The organism is Halorubrum sp. F4 (genome assembly GCF_027257195.1).
In the GTDB taxonomy this organism is placed as follows: domain Archaea; phylum Halobacteriota; class Halobacteria; order Halobacteriales; family Haloferacaceae; genus Halorubrum.
Window position 1 is genome coordinate 1 of the sequence record NZ_JAPDFS010000014.1, and the last position, 19,880, is coordinate 19,880.

At 68.6% G+C, this 19,880-nt stretch carries 18 protein-coding genes and 1 pseudogene; 5 read left to right on the forward strand and 14 right to left on the reverse strand.

Going from position 1 to position 19,880, the window contains the following annotated elements; all coding sequences use genetic code 11:
• Positions 1 to 313 (forward strand): annotated as a pseudogene (locus OKW78_RS15185) (phosphoesterase); the annotation flags it as partial.
• Positions 314 to 360: 47 nt separating this feature from the next.
• Here the strand turns inward: OKW78_RS15185 and OKW78_RS15190 are convergent.
• From OKW78_RS15190 to OKW78_RS15220, 7 genes are all read right to left on the reverse strand, one after another.
• Positions 361 to 1,353: a ribonucleotide-diphosphate reductase subunit beta gene (locus tag OKW78_RS15190; RefSeq protein ID WP_281195909.1), complete on the reverse strand. Its 993-nt coding sequence runs from the start codon at positions 1,351 to 1,353 to the stop codon at positions 361 to 363.
• Between the two features lie 67 nt (positions 1,354 to 1,420).
• Positions 1,421 to 4,009, reverse strand: coding sequence for a ribonucleoside-diphosphate reductase subunit alpha (locus OKW78_RS15195; RefSeq protein WP_281195910.1), 2,589 nt, complete (start codon positions 4,007 to 4,009; stop codon positions 1,421 to 1,423).
• A 280-nt stretch (positions 4,010 to 4,289) separates the two neighbouring features.
• Positions 4,290 to 4,871 carry a hypothetical protein gene (locus OKW78_RS15200; RefSeq protein WP_281195911.1) on the reverse strand — a complete coding sequence of 194 codons (582 nt, stop codon included), beginning with the start codon at positions 4,869 to 4,871 and terminating at the stop codon, positions 4,290 to 4,292.
• 76 nt (positions 4,872 to 4,947) lie between these two features.
• Complete coding sequence (locus tag OKW78_RS15205; RefSeq protein ID WP_281195912.1) at positions 4,948 to 5,475, reverse strand: hypothetical protein; 528 nt, start codon at positions 5,473 to 5,475, stop codon at positions 4,948 to 4,950.
• A 67-nt stretch (positions 5,476 to 5,542) separates the two neighbouring features.
• The gene (locus tag OKW78_RS15210) at positions 5,543 to 5,782 is read right to left on the reverse strand and encodes a DUF2061 domain-containing protein (RefSeq protein WP_281195913.1); all 240 of its coding nucleotides are present in this window, start codon (positions 5,780 to 5,782) and stop codon (positions 5,543 to 5,545) included.
• A 153-nt stretch (positions 5,783 to 5,935) separates the two neighbouring features.
• A complete protein-coding gene (uvrB, locus tag OKW78_RS15215) occupies positions 5,936 to 7,990 on the reverse strand; it encodes an excinuclease ABC subunit UvrB (protein WP_281195914.1) in 2,055 nt (684 codons plus the stop codon).
• A 75-nt stretch (positions 7,991 to 8,065) separates the two neighbouring features.
• A complete protein-coding gene (locus tag OKW78_RS15220) occupies positions 8,066 to 8,293 on the reverse strand; it encodes a hypothetical protein (protein WP_122105641.1) in 228 nt (75 codons plus the stop codon).
• A 125-nt stretch (positions 8,294 to 8,418) separates the two neighbouring features.
• Between OKW78_RS15220 and OKW78_RS15225 the strand changes: the two genes are divergently transcribed.
• Positions 8,419 to 8,826 carry a hypothetical protein gene (locus OKW78_RS15225; RefSeq protein ID WP_281195915.1) on the forward strand — a complete coding sequence of 136 codons (408 nt, stop codon included), beginning with the start codon at positions 8,419 to 8,421 and terminating at the stop codon, positions 8,824 to 8,826.
• 66 nt (positions 8,827 to 8,892) lie between these two features.
• Here OKW78_RS15225 and OKW78_RS15230 read toward each other — a convergent pair whose 3' ends face one another.
• Positions 8,893 to 9,033, reverse strand: coding sequence for a hypothetical protein (locus tag OKW78_RS15230; RefSeq protein ID WP_162498063.1), 141 nt, complete (start codon positions 9,031 to 9,033; stop codon positions 8,893 to 8,895).
• Between the two features lie 86 nt (positions 9,034 to 9,119).
• Here OKW78_RS15230 and hisG point away from each other — a divergent pair, with 86 nt between their 5' ends.
• Positions 9,120 to 10,010: an ATP phosphoribosyltransferase gene (gene hisG / locus OKW78_RS15235; protein WP_281195916.1), complete on the forward strand. Its 891-nt coding sequence runs from the start codon at positions 9,120 to 9,122 to the stop codon at positions 10,008 to 10,010.
• A 12-nt stretch (positions 10,011 to 10,022) separates the two neighbouring features.
• Here hisG and OKW78_RS15240 read toward each other — a convergent pair whose 3' ends face one another.
• Both OKW78_RS15240 and larB read right to left on the reverse strand, forming a co-directional pair.
• Positions 10,023 to 10,271 (reverse strand): GIY-YIG nuclease family protein, encoded by a 249-nt coding sequence (locus tag OKW78_RS15240; protein WP_281195917.1) that lies wholly within the window; start codon positions 10,269 to 10,271, stop codon positions 10,023 to 10,025.
• A 6-nt stretch (positions 10,272 to 10,277) separates the two neighbouring features.
• Positions 10,278 to 11,159: a nickel pincer cofactor biosynthesis protein LarB gene (gene larB / locus OKW78_RS15245; protein ID WP_281195918.1), complete on the reverse strand. Its 882-nt coding sequence runs from the start codon at positions 11,157 to 11,159 to the stop codon at positions 10,278 to 10,280.
• A gap of 182 nt (positions 11,160 to 11,341) precedes the next feature.
• Between larB and OKW78_RS15250 the strand changes: the two genes are divergently transcribed.
• Positions 11,342 to 11,509 (forward strand): DUF1931 family protein, encoded by a 168-nt coding sequence (locus OKW78_RS15250; protein WP_004267503.1) that lies wholly within the window; start codon positions 11,342 to 11,344, stop codon positions 11,507 to 11,509.
• Positions 11,510 to 11,602: 93 nt separating this feature from the next.
• Here OKW78_RS15250 and rpiA read toward each other — a convergent pair whose 3' ends face one another.
• Positions 11,603 to 12,304, reverse strand: a complete 702-nt coding sequence (gene rpiA / locus OKW78_RS15255; RefSeq protein WP_281195919.1) for a ribose-5-phosphate isomerase RpiA — start codon at positions 12,302 to 12,304, stop codon at positions 11,603 to 11,605.
• Between the two features lie 132 nt (positions 12,305 to 12,436).
• Here rpiA and OKW78_RS15260 point away from each other — a divergent pair, with 132 nt between their 5' ends.
• On the forward strand, positions 12,437 to 15,394 hold the full coding sequence (locus OKW78_RS15260) for a PQQ-binding-like beta-propeller repeat protein (RefSeq protein ID WP_281195920.1): 2,958 nt from the start codon (positions 12,437 to 12,439) through the stop codon (positions 15,392 to 15,394).
• A gap of 49 nt (positions 15,395 to 15,443) precedes the next feature.
• Here OKW78_RS15260 and OKW78_RS15265 read toward each other — a convergent pair whose 3' ends face one another.
• The 3 genes from OKW78_RS15265 to OKW78_RS15275 form a co-directional block, all read right to left on the reverse strand.
• Positions 15,444 to 16,571 (reverse strand): ORC1-type DNA replication protein, encoded by a 1,128-nt coding sequence (locus tag OKW78_RS15265; RefSeq protein ID WP_281195921.1) that lies wholly within the window; start codon positions 16,569 to 16,571, stop codon positions 15,444 to 15,446.
• Between the two features lie 169 nt (positions 16,572 to 16,740).
• Positions 16,741 to 17,844, reverse strand: a complete 1,104-nt coding sequence (locus tag OKW78_RS15270) for a THUMP domain-containing protein (protein ID WP_281195923.1) — start codon at positions 17,842 to 17,844, stop codon at positions 16,741 to 16,743.
• A 637-nt stretch (positions 17,845 to 18,481) separates the two neighbouring features.
• Positions 18,482 to 19,880 (reverse strand): archaea-specific SMC-related protein (locus tag OKW78_RS15275; RefSeq protein WP_281195922.1); only part of this gene is annotated, 1,399 nt, incomplete at its 5' end.

Genomic DNA, 19,880 nt, shown 5'->3' on the forward strand with positions numbered 1-19,880 from the left:
CGGGCGCTACGGCAAGGCGCTCTCCGGTTCGGACGTTCAACAGATGGACGGCCTCGAGAGCAAGGAGTTCGACGAGGAGATCGAGAGACTGCTCGGGCTCGACGACATCGAGAGCGCGCTCGAACAGCTCGAATCGGTCGCGGACGACGACCTCCGGACGAACGAGACCCGCGACGCCGACACCGCCGCCGGCGTCGCCGGCGACGTGGATCTGGGGGGCGTCGATGCCGACCTCGACGACGGCGACGGCCCGGACCGCGAGGCCGACCGCGACGTCGATCTGGAGTCGGAGACTGAGAGTCCCGGTCGGTGAGAGGATCGTTCGGTCGGTGAGACGGCCGGTCGGATCCTCCTCCCGCCCTACCAGTCCAGCGACCCGCCGGACTGGTACTCGGTCACCTGTCGCTCGAAGAAGTTGGCCTCGCGGTTGAGGTCGACCGCCTCGGACATCCACGGGAAGGGGTTCTCCGTGCCGTACCGCTCGTCCATCCCCAGCTGAGTGAGCCGGCGGTCGGCGATGTACTCGACGTACTCGACGAACCCCTCCGCCGACATCCCGAGCAGGTCGGGCGGACACGCCTCCTCGGCGTAGGTCGACTCGAGCTCGACCGCCTCGCGGATCAGTTCGTCGACCTCCGCCTCGAACGCCTCGGTCCACACGCCGGGGTTCTCCTCGCGGATCGTGTTGATCAGCTCGACCCCGAAGTTGAGGTGGAGCGACTCGTCGCGCATGATGTACTCGAACTGCTCGCCGACGCCGACCATCTTCCCGCGTCGCTTCAACGCGAGCATCATCGCGAAGCCGGCGTAGAAGAAGATCCCCTCCATGATCACGTAGAAGCCGATCAGGTCACGCAGGAACTCGCGGACGTCGTCGTCGGTCTCGATCGTGAACTCCGGCCGGTCGATCGATCGGGTGAGGTCGACGACGAAGTCGTCCTTCGCCTCGATCGCGGGGATCCGGTCGTACATCCCGTAGAGGTACTCCGGCTCGAAGCCGAGCGAGTCACAGCAGTAGATGAACGTGTCCGTGTGGACCGCCTCCTCGTACGCCTGCCGGAGCAGGTACTGGCGGCACTCCGGCGCGGTGACGTAGTCGTAGACGGCGAGCACGAGGTTGTTCGCGGTCAGCGACTCGGCCGTCGAGAAGAACCCGAGGTTCCACTCGACCAGCCGGCGCTCGGCGTCGGTCAGCTCGTCGCCCTCCCACTGGTGGACGTCGTCCGCCATCGGGATCTCCTCGGGCACCCAGTTGTTGTTGACGCCGTCGCGGTAGTACTCGCGGGCCCAGTCGTAGTCGATCGGGAGGATCTTGTTCGGGTCGTGCTGGCTGTCGGTGTTGATGAGCGGCATGTGTCGTGTGGGTGTCGGTGTGTGTCGGTGGGTGTCGGTGGATTCGATCGGTTCTCGGTCGGCGGCGCTACTGGCAGGACTCGCAGGTCGGGTCCTCGACGGTCGGCAGGTCGGAGCCGCCGGCGTCGACGTCGCAGGCGTCGCCCTCGGTGCGGGAGCCGCGGGCATCGTCGTCCGACTCCTCACCTGCCGACCCCGCGTCGCCGTCGAACCCGCCGCCGCGAGACTGCGTGTCGTCGTACTCGGCCATGTCCAGCGTCGACTGCTCGATGCTCGACGCGCCGAGGGTACGCAGGTAGTAGGTCGTCTTCAGCCCCAGCTCCCAGGCGGTCCGGTAGACGTCGTCGAGCAGCGAGCCGTCCGTCGACGGGAAGAAGACGTTGTGCGACTGGCTCTGGTCGATCCACGCGCCGCGGCGTGCGGTCAGCCGGAGCTGGTGGCGCGGGTCGATCTCGAAGGCCCCGCGGTAGAGGTCGGACAGGCCGCCGGGCAGGTCGAGATCGCCGACCGCGCCGTCGTGGTACTTCAACAGGTCGAGCGCCTCCGATCCCCACTGCCCCTCGGCTTTGAGGTCGGCGACGAGTCGCTCGTTGACGACGGTGAAGTCGCCGGACATGTTGGATTTGACGTAGAGGTTCGAGTACAGCGGCTCGATGGAGGGGGAGGTGCCGGCGATGGTGGAGATGGTCGCCGTGGGCGCGACCGCGGTGGTGTTGGAGTTCCGCATGCCGTGTTCGGCGATCCGGTCGCGGACCGCGTCCCAGTCGAGCGTCTCCTCGCGGTCGACGGGGACGTCCCGACCGCGCTCCTCGGCGAGCAGGTCGAGCGTGTCCTGCGGGAGGAGGTCGCGGTCCCACTTCGAGCCCTCGAAGGAGTCGTACGCGCCGCGCTCTCCCGCCAGTTTCGCGGAGTTGTCGATCGCGTGGTAGCCCAACAGCTCGCCGGCCTTCCCGGCGAACCCGAGGGCGCGCTCGGAGTTCATCGGGACGCGCGCGAGCTGGAGCGCCTCGTGGAACCCCATCATCCCGAGCCCGATGGGACGATGGCGCATGTTGGAGCGCTCGGCCTTCTCCGTCGGGTAGAAGTTGAGGTCGACGACGTTGTCGAGCATCCGCATCGCGGTCTCGGCGGTGTCGGCGAACAGCTCGGCGTCGAGCTCGGCCGCGTCGCCGTCGACTCCCGAAACCACTGACGCCTCCCCTTCGCTTCCCCGCGCCGCGACCGCGACGTCGTCGGGGGCGGGGTGGGCCTCGGCGTCGCCGCGGAACGTCATGTGGCGCGCGAGGTTGACCGAGCCGAGGTTGCAGACGGCGGTCTCCTCCTCGCTCGTGTTGAGCGTGATCTCCGTACAGAGGTTCGAGGAGTTGACGACGCCGACGTGGTCCTGCGGCGACCGGACGTTACACGGGTCCTTGAACGTGATCCACGGGTGGCCGGTCTCGAACAGGCGCGTCAGAGTCTCCCGCCAGAGCTCGCTCGCGTCGACCGTCTCGTACTGGCGGAGCTCGCCGTTCTCGGCGGCCGCCTCGTACTCCTCGTACAGCTCCTCGAACTCCTCGCCGTAGGTCCCGTGGAGCTCGGGCACCTCGTCGGGCGAGAACAGCGTCCATTTCTGGTCGTTCTCGACCCGCTTCATGAACAGGTCGGGCACCCACGCCGCGGTGTTCATGTCGTGGGTGCGGCGGCGTTCGTCGCCGGTGTTCCGGCGGAGGTCGATGAAGGCGGGGAAGTCCAGGTGCCACGCCTCGAGGTAGGCGGCCGCGGCCCCGCGGCGCTTCCCGGAGCGGTTGATCGCGCCGGTCACGTCGTTGGAGATCTTCAGGAACGGGACCGTTCCGGTCGACTCGACGCCCGTCGAGGAGACCAGCGCGCCGTCGGCACGGAGGGGCGTCCAGTCGTTTCCGAGGCCGCCGGACCACTTCGAGAGCTTGGCGTGCTCCTTGTACGCCTCGAAGATCCCCTCGAGGTCGTCGGGGACGGTGGTGAGGTAACACGAGGAGAGCTGCGGGTGGGCCGTCCCGGCGTGGAACAGGGTCGGCGTCGAGTGGACGAACCGCAGCGTCGAGAGCACCTCGTAGAACTCCTCGGCACGTGCCTCCCGCTCCTCTTCGTCCTCCCGAAGCGCGACGCCCATCGCCACGCGCATCCAGAAGACCTGCGGCAGCTCGAACGGCTCCTCGTCCGGCTCCCGGAGGTAGTACCGCTGTTCCAGCGTGTCGAGCGCGGTGTAATCGAACAGCTCGTCCCGGTTCGGTTCGATGGCGTCGGCCAGCCGGTCGAGGTCGTACTCGCCCATCCGCTCGTCGAGGAGGTCGGCGTCGAGCCCGCGCTCGATCGCCTCGCGGAAGGAGTCGCGGTACGCCGCGCCGAGGGCGTCCTCGTCGTCGGGCGGACGTTCCCCGGTGACGCGCCGGAAGTAGTCGTTGCGAGCGACCCGGGCCGCCATCGCGTCGTAGGCGGGGTCGCGTTCGATCCGCGCCGTGAGCGCATCGACGGTCGCCTCGGCGACCTCGTCGGCGTCGGCCCCGTCGTAGAGCGCGCGCTCGATCTCGGCGACCAGCCGGTCGCGTTCGTCGTCGTCCACTACGTCCTCGTATCCGTCCCGCGCCCGCTCCAGTCGATCGTGAACCGCGGTGTCGTGTGTCGTCGTGCTCATGTGTGCTCCGGGCCCCACGAGTCGATGCGCCGGACGGCGTCGCCACTGTCGACGTGTTCCGGATCCGGCACGAGCGTACGGCTACCGGTCGAGACCGGGTGACCCGTTCCGGATGAATCGCCCCGTGTGAACCGTGTCGAATCTCTCCGGCTCCATCGGCATAAACATTACCAACAACGTTTCAGTAATACAAGTATGGTTGTTCAACGCACAACTGAGCCCGCGCCGTCCTCGGTCGTTCGCGTCCCGGGTCGAACGGTCCACGGCCGATCGGAACGGGTCACGGTCGCCAGCTCTCGGCGTCGAGGACCCACAGCGCCCCGATCGCGCCGCCGCCGCCGAGGAGTCCTGCGACCAGCGCGAGTGCCGGCGCGGGTGAGAGGCCGACGCCCACCAACAGGAGGATCGCCCCGGCAAGCAGCGCGACCGTGTCCTCGCGGGTCGCTCCGAGGACGACGGGCGCGAACGAGCCGCCGATCGCGGCGCCGGCGACGACGAACGGCGTCAACCCGGAAACTACGACCGACGAGACGGGGATCCCCGTCGTCGCCAGGGAGTCGGGATCGATGCCGACGCCGAGGGCGACCCCGACGGCGACGCAGACGATCGGGGCCGCGAGGCTCGCCCGCGCGCTCAGCGTTCGACCGCGAACGGCGGCGATGCCGGAGAGAAACGTCACCGCTCCGGCGGCCACGAGCGCGGGCGGGGCGAGTCCGATCCACGAGGATGGCTCCGCGATCGTCGGGACCCCGACGTCGGCGGCCGTCGACCGAAGGACCCACGGCTGGGCGAACAGTAGCGTCGCGATCCCGAGCAGGACGACCCCGAGCGCGCGGCGGGAGACGGAGGTGGTGGAGGCCATATCCATGCGACGGCGGCGGGGCGTTTATATCCGCTGGACCGATCGACGGAGTCGGCGACTCCGTCGGCTCATCGGTTCAGACCGTGACGCCGGTTCGGTCGCCCTCGACGGAGACGACGACGCGCTTCGGCGGCCCGCGTTCGTCGGCCAGCCGGACGAGGAGCGTGTGGACCGCGAGTTCGTCCTCGTCGCCCGGGCGGTGCCCGATCTCGTCGGCCGCGATCCGCAGGGCGTGGTCGCCGATCCGGCTCACCGACCCGAGTCGGACGTCGAGCCCCGGCGGGGCCAGCCGCTGGACGACCACCAACACGGCGTCGCCGCCGTCGTCGATGAACGACGTCGCGTCGACGAACGACAGCGTCCGATCCGCATCCGCGCGGATCGCGTCCCTCGCTCGGTCGGCCGACCGAAACGAGACGGCGTGCGTCGGGAGCTCCGGCGGCCCCGCACGCACGCTCTCCACGGGAACGAGCGGGTCGTCGTCCACGTATCGGCTTCCGACCGAGAGGTCCCGCGGCGTCGACGCGGCGAGGTCGTGGAGCCGGTCCGTACACCCCACGGTCGCGACGGCGAACGTGCCGGCCACGACCGCGCGACGATACATGTCCCCCGGTCGGTCGCTGGCCGATAAAAACCCCGTCGCCGCGGCTCGCCCGCGTGATAATCGGCGGTCACGTCGACGTCGACACCCCCCACGAGATCCGGTCCCAGGTCCGCTCGTACAGGTAGTACGTCCCGGTCTTCACGACGTTCGCGACGATCCCGATGTTCACCGCGTCGCCGACGTCGCCGACGACCGCCCAGGCGACGATCACCGTGACGAGGACCATCACCAGCCGGTAACAGAGCGTCTTCACGATCGCCCGCCGCCGCGCCTGGAGGGCCGGCCGCGAGAGGAGGTCCCCGAGCATACGTGTCCGTGTGAGCGCGCCCACTAAATAACTGATATCGGGTACGCTATTACCTTTTCATAACCTATTTCAGTTTCTTCATTCCGGCACCTCCCTCTCGAGGAAACCGATCGCGTCGTCACGAAGTCCCGTTTCACCTCAGGAGGGCCTCCCTCACTCGTCGAGCATCGGCGCGGGCACGCCCTCCTCGTCGCCGTCGAGCTCGAACGCCCGACGCAGCTCCGCGATCCGGTCGCGGATGTCCGCGGCCAGCTCGAACTCCAGGTTGCTCGCGGCCTCGTTCATCCGCTCCTCGAGCGCCTCGATCCGCGCTTTCGCCTCGTCCTCGCTCTCGACGTCGCCGACGCTGACGCCGCTCGTGTCCGTCTTCGAGCCCGGCAGGTTGGTCTCGCCGACCGGCTTGTCGATGGTCGTCGCCTCGAAGCCGTGCTCCTCGTTGTACGCCAGTTGGATCTCCCGGCGTCGCTGGGTCTCCTCGATCGCCTCGTCCATCGAGTCCGTGACGCGGTCGGCGTAGAGGACCACCTCGCCGTTGACGTTGCGGGCGGCCCGCCCCATCGTCTGGACGAGCGTCGTGGTCGAACGGAGGAACCCCTCCTGGTCGGCGTCGAGGATGGCGACGAGGCTCACCTCCGGGATGTCGAGGCCCTCCCGCAGCAGGTTGATCCCGACGAGCACGTCGATGTTGCCGAGCCGGAGGTCGCGGATGATCTCGTGTCGCTCGAGGGTGTCCGTCTCGTCGTGCATGTACGCCACGTCGATCCCGGCCTCCTCGAAGTACTCCGTGAGATCTTCGGCCATGCGCTTCGTGAGCGTGGTGACGAGGACGCGCTCGTCGCGGTCGATCCGCTCGTCGACGCGCCCGAGGAGGTCCTCGACCTGTCCCGTCGCGTCGGTCACCTCGACCTTCGGGTCGACGAGGTGCGTGGGCCGGACGATCTGTTCGACGACGTTCGCGGAGGTCTCGCGCTCGTACTCGCCGGGCGTCGCGGAGACGTACAACGTCCGGTCGGTCTTCTCCTCGAACTCCTCGAACGTCAGCGGACGGTTGTCGTAGGCGGTCGGGAGCCGGAACCCGTTCTCGACGAGCGAGTCCTTCCGCGACTTGTCGCCCTCGTACTGCCCTTTGATCTGCGGGATCGTCTGGTGGGACTCGTCGATGACGACGAGGAAGTCGTCGGGGAAGTAATCGAGGAGCGTGTAGGGGGCGTCGCCCGTGTCGCGGTCGTCCATGTGGACGGAGTAGTTCTCGATGCCCGAACAGTAGCCCGCCTCCCCGAGCATCTCGAGGTCGAAGGTGGTCCGCTCCTCGATGCGCTGGGCCGCGACGAGGTCGCCCTGCCGCTCGAAGTGGGCAACGCGTTTCTCCATCAGCTCCTCGATCTCCGCCATCGCCTGCTCCAGTTTGTCGTCGGGGATCGAGTAGTGCTCGGCGGGGTGGAGCATGACCGCGGGCTCCTCGCTCACGACCTCCCCCTTCATCGGGTCGACCTTGACCATCCGGTCGATCTCCTCGCCCCACAGCTCGACCCGGACCGCGTACCGGCCGTACATCGGATATATCTCGACGGTGTCGCCGCGTACGCGGAACGTGCCCTGCGTGAAGTCCACGTCGTTGCGCTCGTAGTTGAGGTCGACGAGGTCGGCGAGTAGCCCCTCGCGGCCCACCGCCTCGCCGACCTCCAAGCGGAGCGCCATGTCTCGGTAGTTCTGCGGGTCACCGAGCCCGTAGATGGCCGAGACGGAGGCGACCACGATCACGTCGTCGCGCGTCAGAAGCGAGCGCGTCGCGGAGTGACGCAGCCGATCGATCTCCTCGTTTATCGACATCTCCTTGTCGATGAAGGTGTCCGTCTGCTCGACGTAGGCCTCCGGCTGGTAGTAGTCGTAGTACGAGACGAAGTACTCGACGGCGTTATCGGGGAACAGCCCGCGGAACTCCTCGTACAGCTGGGCGGCGAGCGTCTTGTTGTGTGCCAACACGAGCGTCGGTTGGTTCAGCTCCTCGGCGACCCACGAGACGGTGTTGGTCTTCCCCGAACCCGTCACGCCGAGCAGGGTCTGCCTGTCCGCGCCAGCCTCGAACCCTTCGACCAACGCCTCGATCGCCTCCGGCTGGTCGCCCGCGGGCTCGAACGGAGCGTCCACCCGAAGCGGTCGGTCGGCGGTCGGTCGGTCCTCCGAGAGTGGGGAGTCGGCGTCGCTCACGATACGCGTCGTTGGCGGCGGAACCACTTGAGCGGCGCGGCGGGGACTGTCGTCCCCACCGGGCGCGGCAGGCACTCAGTCGCTCGGCATCCCCCGCCGTCGCCAGTGGTCGACGAGCATCACGATCGAACCGAAAAGCGCCAGCGTCGTTCCGAAGACGCCGAACGCGTGGTACGGGTTCGCGAGTTCCGCGATCGGCAGCATCATCGCCAGCGTGAACGCGGACCCGAACAGACAGACCACCGTCGCTCGCGGATCGGGATCGTAGTAGTCGCCGAGACGAGAGAGGAGGGCGTTCGTCACACCGGTCCCTTTCGCGGCGCGGACGTATTTCTTCGGGTCGACCGCGGTGTCGACGAGACCCTCGCTCGGTACTGCCTCGCCTCACGCGGGAGAAGACTGACAACCGATCGGGCGGAACGCCAACCGTGTCCCTCCTACTCACACCCACCGTCGCGTTCGGCGCGGCCCTCGTGCTGTTCGTCTGGATCGCGCTCAGCGCTTGGGTGAACTTCGACGCCCGCGCTCGCGGGAGCCGCCATCCCGCTATCTGGGGCGTTTTCGCACCGCTTTCGGGGATCGTGCTGTTCTACTACCTGTTCTGGTGGCGTCGCGGACGCCCCCGAGAGCGGCCGCCGGGACGGGTGGAAAGGGCCACCGCCGTCGTCGTCGTCGCCGGCCTCGGCGGACTGATCGTCGGCAGCCTCGTCTCGCCGCCCGATCCGACCTCACAGCTGACCGTGTGGCCGATCGCGTTCGCCTGCTGTCTCCCCCTCGCGTACTGGCTGGTTCGGGCGAGACTCGGTACGAAAGGTTCTGAATCCGCCGTTCAGTAGAATTCGTTGCGATCGACACGGTGACGAACAGCCCCGAATCCCACCCGACGGCGACCGCACAGCACCTCACGCCTCCCCAACCTCGGCCTCGACGACCCGCCAGAACCGCTGGCGGGTCGTCTCGCCCTCCCTCGCGCGTGCTCCTCGCGCCCTCCCGGGCGCTCGCAGGCGCGCGCCACCGCACTCGTGGTTTGTTATCGACCTCATGTTCGTCGTTTGTCATCGACCTCATATCGGCGGCCGCTTCGCTCGCCGGACGAAAACGTTTCCCCCTCGCCGCGTGACCCTTCAGTATGCGCATCGCCGTCCCCAACAAGGGCCGCCTACACGAGCCGACGCTCTCGCTTCTGGAGCGTGCGGGGCTCCACGTCGAGGAGACCGCCGACCGACAGCTGTACGCCGACACGGTCGACCCCGACGTGACGGTCCTCTACGTCCGGGCGGCGGACATCCCCGAGTACGTCCGCGACGGCGCGGCGGATCTCGGCGTCACCGGTCTCGACCAGGCCGCCGAGTCCGGCGGCGTCGTCGCGGACCCCGCGGACGCGTCCGAGGACGACCTCGTCGACCTGCTGGACCTGGGGTACGGCTCCTGTCGCCTCGTCCTCGCCGCGCCGGAGGACGGCGAGGTGTCGACGGTCGAGGACCTCGCGGGGAAGACGATCGCCACCGAGTTCCCGACCGTCACCCGGAACTACCTCGACCGCATGGGGGTCGACGCCGACGTGGTCACCGTCACCGGCGCGACGGAGCTGACCCCCCACGTCGAGATGGCCGACGCGATCGTCGACATCACCTCCACTGGGACGACCCTGAAGGTGAATCGCCTCGCCGTGATCGACGACGTCCTCGACTCCTCGGTCCGGCTGTTCGCCCGCCCGGACGTCGTCGACGACCCCAAGGTCGAGCAGGTGACCACGGCCTTCGAGTCCGTGCTGGCCGCCGACGGCCGGCGCTACCTGATGATGAACGCGCCGACGGATCGCTTAGACGAGGTCAAGGACGTGATCCCCGGTCTCGGCGGCCCGACCGTGATGGACGTCGAGGCCGACGAGGAGGGGAACGGCATGGTCGCGGTCCACGCCGTCGTCGAGGAGCGCGACGTGTTCGCGACCATCTCGGAACTGAAGGCGGTCGGCGCGAGCGGGATCCTCGTCACCGAGATCGAACGGCTCGTCGAGTGAACGAGCGGGGGATCACCCGTCCTCGATCAGCGCCTCCTTCTCCGTACGCGACAGCGACTTGATCGCGTGCTCGCGCGACATCGCCGCCGACCGCGAGTCGAACGACTCGACGTATCGAAGCGTCACGGGGGTCCGTCCGCGGGTGTACTTGGCCCCCTCGCCGGCGTCGTGTTCGGCGACCCGCCGTTCCACGTCGGTGGTGTAGCCGGTGTAGAGGGTGCCGTCGGCGCACTCGATCACGTAGACGTGGTGGTCGGGCACGGCCGGTCACTCGCCGCCGTCGACGCCTGCTCCGTCGACGCCTGCCCCGTCGACCTCGTCGCCATCGGCGTCACCCTCGCCGTCGGCGACTCCGGAACCGTCGATCGCGCGGGCGATGAGTCCCGCCTGCGCGCCCGCGACGAACCCGGCGTCGACGTTCACCGTCGTGAGGACGGTACACGACTGGAGCGCCCCGGCGAGCGCGGCCGCCCCCTCGCCCCCCTCGCCGTATCCCGTCGAGACCGGGATCGCGATCACGGGCGCGGCGACCAACCCGGCGACCACCGTGGGGAGTGCCCCCTCGCGGCCGGCCGCGACGACGACGACGTCCGCCTCGCGGATCCGCTCGATCTGGTCGAGCAGACGGTCGATGTTCGCGACGCCCACGTCCTCGACCCGATCGATCGCCGCGCCGATCTCGCGGGCGACGACCTCCGCCTCGCCGGCCACCGGGGCGTCCGCGGTCCCGGCGGTCACGACCGCGACGGTCGCGGCGAGCGCGGGCGGCTCGTACCCGTCGGCGTGGACGACGACGGTGCGGGTCACCTCGTCGTGGTCGACCGAGGCGTCCGGCGCGACGTTTCCCGCCGCCTCCCTGACCGCCGCCGCGTGGTCGGGGCTCGCGCGGGTCACGAGCGCCCTCCCGGTCGTCTCGAGCGCAGTCGTCGCCAGTGCCGCGGTCTCGGCCGGGCGTTTCCCCTCCGCGAGAACCGCCTCGGGGATCCCGCGGCGGTCCTCGCGGGCGGCGTCGAACCGGCCCGCGGCCGTCGTCGCGTATCCCGTGATCCGCGATTCGGCCTCCGCGACGCCGATCTCTCCGGCCGCGAGCGCCTCGAGTGCTCCGCGGACCGTCGAACCGTCCGTTCCTCGCTGGTTCTCCTCGCGCATGTTCGGCCTCTCGAGACGCACGGTTTCGTAGCCGTCGATCCGTGACGGCCTCGTTTCCGGCCCCGTACTCCAAAAGATATATATAGCTGTCTCCCACCCCACCGCCGTGAACCGCCCGCACGGCGTCCCTAGCGGGTGAATTCAGGAACTCTTATTAACTCCCGACGGGTACGCCCGATCGCATGGCAGACCTCATTGTCAAAGCGGCAGTCAAGGAAGCCCTGGACGACAAGAACGTCGCTTCGGACTTCTACGACGCACTGGACGAAGAAGTGGACGAGCTGCTCGAAGACGCTGCGCGTCGCGCCGAGGCCAACGACCGGAAGACGGTCCAGCCTCGCGACCTGTAAGGCGTCCGACCCTGCCGTTTTTTTGACGCGCTCGCCGCGAGAAGCGGCCGCAATCGCCCGATCGCGCCACCGTGTGGTCCACCTCCCGTACGGTCACACCTCCCGTACCCGTACTCCTTCGGCCGTCCCCACGTGGATCTCGTCGGCGAGGCCGACGAACAGTCCGTGCTCGACGACGCCCGGCGTGTCCGCGAGTCCCGCCGCCAGCGCGCCCGGATCCGTGATCTCCCCGAACGCACAGTCCAGGAGGAGGTTCCCGTTGTCGGTGACGACGGGACCGTCCTTCCGCTCGGCCCGCCGGAGCGACGCCTCGCCGCCGGCTTCCCGCACCGCGTCGGCGACGACGCCGCGACCGCTCGGGAGGACCTCCACCGGGACCGGTCGATCGAGGACCGCGGTCTCCTTCGAGGGGTCGGCGACGACGACGAACCGGTCGGCGGCCGCGTCGACGAGCTTCTCGCGGGCGTGTGCGCCCCCGCCGCCCTTGATCAGGTCGCCGTCCGCGACGCGGTCGGCCCCGTCGACGGCGACGTCGATCCCGGTCGAGTCTGGTCCCGTGACCTCGTCGAGGTCGACGAGGGGAATCTCACGCTCGATCGCGAGCTCGCGGCTCGCGAAGGAGGTCGCCACGCCCCGGACGTCGAGCCCGGCGTCGACGCGCTCGCCGATCGCACGGATCGCGTGGGCTGCCGTCGACCCGGTCCCCAGGCCGACCACGTCGCCGTCGTCGACCGTCTCGGCGGCCGACTCGCCCGCCCGTCGTTTCATCGCGTCCGTGCCGCCGCTCGTCTTCATGTCCCCGGATGCGTGCCGTGGTCTCTTAAATCCGGGAGCGTCGGAGAGTGTCCCGGAGCGTCGAGAGCCGCATCGAGGATGTCGCCGGCGAGGCGTTTATGACTCATCGGACACGTCAACCGATGGATACTGATGGGGATCTTCTCACGACGATCAGTGTTGGAGGCGCTCGCCGGAACTGTGGCAATTTCGACGGTCGGCGGCGTTCGCGGGGAATCCGCGACGGCGGCGGTCGATCGAACGTCCTTCGCGTCCGTCGGCGAGCGAGACAGGGGGGTGTGGGGGACGTATCACGGGAACCGTCGCCGGACCGGATTCGTTCCGGACGGGCTCGGTCCGGAGACCAACCCGCGGATCGAGTGGCTGTTCGAGACGGGATTCACCGGAGGTGGCGGCGCGCTCCGCCAGCAACACCCGATCGTTCGGGACGGGACCGCGTACGCGCTCACGGAGACTCCTTCCGAGACCACCGCGGACTCGGGCGACGTGCGTCTCGCCGCGATCGACCTCGAAACGAAGTCCGAATCGTGGCGCGCGAGTCCCGAGATTAACGGCGTCTCGGGGCCTCTCGCGACGGACGATCGGTCGATATATCTGAACGCGCCGAACGGCGTCCTGTCGCTGGACCGAACCGACGGGTCGGTACGGTGGATCCAGGACGACTTCTTCCCCACGGGCGGGCCGGTGTCCGTCGGCGACGAGGTCTACTCGATCGTCGAGGACCGCTCGACCGAAGCGGGACTGCTCGTCGCGCTCGACGCCGACTCCGGGGAGCGCGTCTGGGAACAGCAGATCGGTGAGGTCCGCTCCGCGGCCTCGCCGGCGTACGCCGACGGGACCGTCTACGCCGCGACCGGCCGCGGTGGGAGACTCTACGCGATCGACGCCACCTCACGGAGCGAGGCGTGGGTCTTCGAGATCGACGGCGATCACGACTTTCAGGGAAGCGTCCCGGCTATCGCTCCGGGGGAGGCGTACGTCGCGTCCCAAGAGCGACTGTTCTCGATCGACACGGCCACCGGCGAGGAGCGCTGGAGCGTCGAATCCGGCAACTCGTGGAACGCGCCCGCCGTGACCGACGCGTACGTGCTCCACTCGAACACACAGGGGGTGACCGCGTACGAACGCGAATCGGGATCGGAGGCGTGGCAAACGCGCCGGCCGACGGGACCGGAGTCCTCGCCGATCGTGATCGGCGACACCGCCTATCTCTACGACGGATTCTCCGGCGAAGTCGGCGCGGTTGCCCTCGACACCGGCGAGCGCCGCTGGACGTTTCCGCTCGGCGGTCACGAGTATCGTGCGGACCTCGCGTTTCACGACGGCCGGCTGTTCGTCAACGTCTCGGGGCGGGTGTTCGTGATCGCGAGCGGGGACGCGACGGCCACGCCGACCGCAGCCGCGACTCACGCCCCCGATCGCCCGGGGACGGGACGGGAAGTCACCTTCGACGCGTCGGACTCCGATGGCGAGATCGACCGGTACCTCTGGAACTTCTCCGGCGATCTCTTCGAGACCGGCGAGGAGGCCACTCACACTTACGAGTACGATGCGGAGGGCAACCGTCAGTACAGCCTCCTGGTGATCGACCGGAACGGTCGGACCGACGCCGTCTATGGGGAGGCGCTCGCCCCCGAGGTCACGTTCGACGTGGCCATCACTGAGACCAACGCCCCGATCGACGCGGGCGGGGACCTGGTGGTCTCCTTCGACGTGACGAACGACGGGGACGCGGAAGCCGATCGGACGGTGAACGCCTCCGTCGACGGGCTCGGCTCGGAGACGATCGGGACGAGACTCGAACCCGACGAAACGAGCACGGAGACGGTTACGTTCGCTACCGGTCCGGAGAACGTCGGGACGTTCGACGTCGTGATCGACAGCGGGACGGACGGCGACTCGACGACGGTAACGCTGGCCGATCCGACCGATGAGGCCGATGGAGGACAGACGGACGGAACCGATGAGTCCGGATCGGGAGGCGGCGACACCGCGGTGGACGGGGGCGCCGGAACCGCCATCTCGTCGCTCGACGAGAGCTACCTCCTCGGCGGTGCTGGAGCGCTCACCGTGCTGGCTGCCGGCGGCGTACTGTTCCGCCGATCGAGGCGGAGAAACGCCGGTTCGTCGGATATCGGTGGAATCGGTGACGACGGTGGTTCGGCAGGTGATTCGGGACCGCCGGCGAATTCAGGGCCGGCGGCGACGGCGGGTCCGAACTCGGCGACTGACGACTCGGGTTCGAACGCCGGTGACGGTTCGACGAGCGGCGGATCCATCGATTCGGACCGTGCCGAGGGAACCCCCTCCGACCCGGGATCGGCGACCGACCCCGATGTGCCCCCGGATTCGGCCGAGGCGATCCGAACCGGGATCGACGAGGCCACGAACGCGGCCGAGAACGCTCGGGAGGACGGATACTTCGACGCGGCTGCGGAACGATACGAGCGGACGCTCCGCACGTACGAGGACGCGGTCGAGCGTCTCGACGGTTCCGACGCGGCCGAACTCGCGGCGGTTCTCGACGACGTGCGATCGGAACTACACGCGGTTCGGACGTGCCGACGGGATCGCGAGTCGATCCACGAGACGCTTCGAAGCGCCGAGAAGGGTTTTCAGGAGGCGATCGACGCTCACCTCGATGGACGGTCCACGCTCTCGAAGCTTCGCTACCGGCAGGCCCGTGACCGGTTCGATTCCGCACTCGAAGCGATGGATGACGCCCACACTGACGTCCTCTCGCCCCCTCTCGAGGTCCTCGTGGAGGACGAACGCGAGGTCGCCGGCGTCCCGCTCGCGGACCTTCCGTGGACGTCGGACGCCGCCGCCGAGACGTTGATCGAGGCCGGATTCGAGACGGTTTCCGACTTGTACGCCGCGGATCCGGTGGCCGTCGACGACGCCGCTTCCGGCGGTCTCCCGGACGCGCTCGATACGCTCCGGGATGCGGGACACGTCGACGCGTCCGCGGTCTCCCGACTGACGGCGCTCTCGTGGTGCTCGGCCGGCGACGAGATCGCGTTCGGCGAGCGGTCCGAGATCGAGCGACGGCGCAAGCAAGCGGCTGCCGGGTTCGATGCCACCCGATGAGTCGCTGGAGTAGGCTCGCGGGCTGGGCGGCGGTTCGGCGTCGCCCCCGCTACTCCAACCGGTCGAGCACCGCCTCGGCGTCGTACGCGAGCGTGAGTTCGCGCGAGCGCCCGCGCCCGTCCACGTCGGCGTACTCGGCGTCGAGGACGCCGAGCTGGTCGAGCTTGTTGATGATCTCCGAGTAGCGGGTGTACCCGAGGTCCGTCTCCTCGTGGAACGCCTCGTACACCGCCCCGGCCTGCTCGCCGTCGACGTCCGCGAGCACGCGGACGAGCGCCCGCTCGGAGTCCGAGAGGCCCCGAAGCGACCGCGAGAGGTGGACGTGTTTCGACTTGTCGTAGGCGGACTCGACGTCCTCGATCGCGATCGCCTTGGAGGCGCGCATCTCGGCGTTGAGCCCCGCGCGACGCAGGAGGTCGATCCCGACGCGGAGGTCGCCGCTCTCGGCGGTCAACTCGGCAACCCGATCCAACTCCGCGTCGCCGATGACGCCCTCGTGGAACCCCCGCTTGGCGCGCTCGCCGAGGATGTCGTAGATCTCCGTCGCGTCGTACACGGGGAAGTACACCTCCTCTGGGCGGAACACCGACTGGACCCGGCCGTCGAGGTCGTCGATGACGTCGAGCGAGAGGTCCGAGGAGACGACGATCACGCCGATCTTCGCGCCGGAGTGTGCCTCGTGGGCCCGCAAAAGCGAGTAGAGCGTATCGGAGGCCTCGTTCTCGTAGAAGAGGTAGTTCACGTCGTCGAGCGCCACCACGAGCACCTCGTCCTCCTCGACGAGCCGGTCCGTGATCTGGCCGAACAGCTTCTTGAAGGAGATCCCGGAGGAGGGCGGTTCGTACTCGAAGATCCCCTCGAAGAGCCGGGAGAAGACGGCGTACCGGGTCGAGTCGACCTGGCAGTTCACTCGGACGGTCCGGACCTCGGTGCGCGCGCGAAGCTCCGTGAAGAGCTTCTGGACCGCGGTGGTCTTCCCCGTCCCCGGCGGTCCCCGGACGATCGTGTTGAGCGGTCGGGAGCCCCGGACCGCGGGACGGAGCGCGTACTTGAGGCTCTCGAGTTGGCTCTCGCGGTGGCGGAACGTCTCGGGGACGTGGTCGATCTCGAACACCGACTCGTCGCGGAACACCGACTCGTCCCACGAGAGCATGTCGTCGTCGGCGTCCCCGGGCATGGAGGAACCACTCCCCGCCGATCACTTAACGGTTGCCCGGCCGCGGCGAAACTGAAAGACGCCCGGACGGCCACCGAACCGCGCGGAAACCCGACGTTCGGTTTCACTCTCACGTCGCTTCCGGGGCCGGACCGAAGCCGGGCCGAACCCGGCGGTCCCCGTCTCCGGCTCACTCCCGGCCGCGCGTCCGGTCGAGCACCAGCACGTGCCGGGTCAGGGACCGGTGGACTCGTCGCTCGAAGGCGGCCGCGACGTCCCATCCCGCCTCGCGGGCGGGACGTCGCCAGTCGCGATCGGCGACGAGGACGGCACGGGGGGCGACGCGGGCGGCCTCCGCGAGCGCGCCGGCGACGAGGTCGGCGAGCTCGTGGCGGGCGATCTTGGACTGTCTGCCGTAGGGCGCGTCGAATGCGACGCCGTCGACCGCGTCGTCGACGAGCGGGAGATCGGTGGCGTCGCCGCGGACGACGTGCCACGCGGGGTGATCGTCGTGGTCCGCCCCGTCGTGGTCGCTCCCGTCGTCCCCGTCACCCACGTACGCCCGGAGGTTCTCCCTCGTCCCGCGGACCATCTTCGTCTGGGCGTCGCAGGCGAGCGTGTCGGCTCCGACGAGCCCCGCCTCCAACGGGAGCCCGCCGGTCCCGCACATCGGGTCGAGCAGGGTTCGACCGGGGGCCGCCCCGGCGACGTTCACGTACGCGCGGGCGTCCGCGGGAGCCATGCTCCCCGGCTGGAAGAAGGGGCGGTCGGTCGGATCGGGCGCGAACTCGCGGGTCGCCTCCCGGGCGACCCAGCCGAGCGCACAGACGGTCGCAGTCCCGCCGTCCGCGCCGTCGACCGCGTCGTGGTCGGCGCACTCGCCCGCGGCGAACAACGCGCGCAGGACGTGGTCGGGGTCGTCGAGGTCGACCGAGAAGCCGCGGTCGACGAGGACGCCCCCGAGCGCGCGCTCGGCGTCCGTCGTGGAGACGTCCGTCGTGTTCCGGACGTTGCGGGCACGGACCGCGACGCTTCCTTCCCGATCGATCGGTGCGGCCTCGAGGGCGGCGACCGCCGAGGCGACCGTCGCGTCGGTCCGGGCGACCGCCTCGTGGGCGGCGCGGGTGTACGCCAGCCGGTCGATCCCCTCGCCGACGCTCCCGGCACGTGCGACGCCGGGTGCGAGGAGCTCGACGCCGGTCGCGGCCGCCGTCGCCTCGTAGGCCGCGAACGCGTCCGTCTCGCCCGCGAGTTCGAGCCAGTACACGCCCGACCCTCCGCGACCGCTCTGCATGAGAGTGACGGATCCAGGCATTGATCCGGCAGCAGATTAATTTAATTAGAATTATAAAAAACAGATAATATCAGATATAATATCTATTGTCCTCTTGTGCGCGGATATCCGTGAGGATCGTTCGGACGACCTCGTTTCACTCGGCGTATTCGACCGTCTATGCGCCGCTAACTCTCGTTTCTATGCCATTCAGCTTCGGATTCATCTGAGGGCCGAAACATCGACCGTCCGTTTTCATCCACGATCGAAACGTGGCAATGTCGGCTTGAAACGCATCGTATCGGCGAACCGTCCGATCTGATCGATCGTAAACGAATGGTTCGGATCCCACGCTTGCCGAAAACAACCAGAAATAATTCATGTACTGAAAATTGATAATTTGCGGCGGACGAACGCGTGGGTCGTTGGGACGGCGGGAGGATCGAACGCGTGATCACCGTTTCGGTCCGGGATCCACGCGCGCTCGGATCCCTCCCGGCTCGTGTGCCTCCGTGTCGTCAGTCTCGTTCCCGTCGGTTCGGCCCTGATTCGCGTCGTTCTCGCTTTGCGTTCCAGTCGTTCTCGATCTATTCGTCCGTCTATTCGCCCGTCGTTTCCGCCGGTCCTCGACGTCGGCTTCGTGTTCGGTCGTCGTCGGTCACTGGTTCGGCATGAACCGATGGTCGACGTCGCCGGAGAACTCCTCTGCTCCCACGACGTCGTAGCCGTCGTCGAGCGCGGCGGCGTCCTCCGGGAGGAGGGCGACGACGAGGTACTCGGCGTACTCCTGGAAGTACTCGACGACGCGCGCGATCCGGTCCGCGTCGATGACCTCGAGCGAGTCCAACAGCACGAACGGTATGTCCTCGTACACCTCGTGAGCGAGATAGCCCGCCAGTGCGAACACGAGCCCGGTCACCGCGCGCTCGCTCTCCGAGAGGTGTGCGACCGAGTCCTGGTAGCTCGCGCCCTCGTCGGTGGACCGGACGACGTGGAGTTCCGACTCCGTCCGAACCGTCCCTCGTCGCCCGCCCGCGTCGTCACGCTCCCGTCGTTCGATCCAGATCCGTTCGATGTTGTCGTACTCGAGGATGTCGAGGACGGCCGTCATGTGCTCGTTGAACGACTCGACTGCGTCCGCCTCGATGCGGTCAACGCGGGTCCGGAGGTCGACCAGTTCCTCCGTGAGGTCCTCCCGTTCGTCCTCGAGACGGTCCCGCTCCTCGATCGCCGCCTCGACGTCGTCGATCTCGGCGTCCACGTCCTCGAGATCGTCCCGGATCCCCTCGATCTCGAGTTCGAGTTCGGTGGCGTCGCGATGGAGCCCGACGACCTCGTCGTAGTCCGGGCCGCCGGCGTCTCGGGCCTCGGTCTCCAGTCGATCTATCTCCGTTTCCTTCTCGGCTATCGCCGCGTCCAGATCGTCGATCCGGTCGCGACACCCCTCGAGTTCGGTCGCCACGTCGGACAGCCGGTCCTTCGTTCGTTCGATCTCGCGTGTCCGATCCAGGACTGCCGACCGCCGCTCGGAGAGTTCGTCGATCCGCGCCTGGAGATCGTTCCGATCGGAGAGCTTCTCCCCGTGGAGGTCCCGAAGTCGCTCGATCGTCTCCTCGATCGCGGTCCGCTCGACCCGCGACCCACACGACCAGCAGACGGTCCGGTCCGCGCCGGTGACCAGCGCGTCGGTGACGTCGCTTTCGGTCCCGTCCCCTCCGTCGACGCCGACCGGGCCCATGTCGAGGTCCCCGTCGGCCAGCATGTCCTCGTTGAAGTTGATGACGCTCCGGAGCTCCCCGAGCGTGTCGTCCAGGTCGCGTTTCCGCTCCCGGAGGTCGTCGATCCGGTCGTCGATCCGGTCGGGATCCGCCTCCGGCGCGTCGAGCTCCTCGAGGTCGGCCTCGAGTTCCGCGCGCTCCGATTCGAGCTCCTCGACGGTCGCCTCCTCCGTGGAACGTTCGAACCGGAGGTCCTCCAGCTCCGACCGTGCCCGTCGTACCGTCTCGAACGCGTCGTCGATCTCCTCCCGTCGCTCCCGGCTCTCCTCGAGGTCGGCG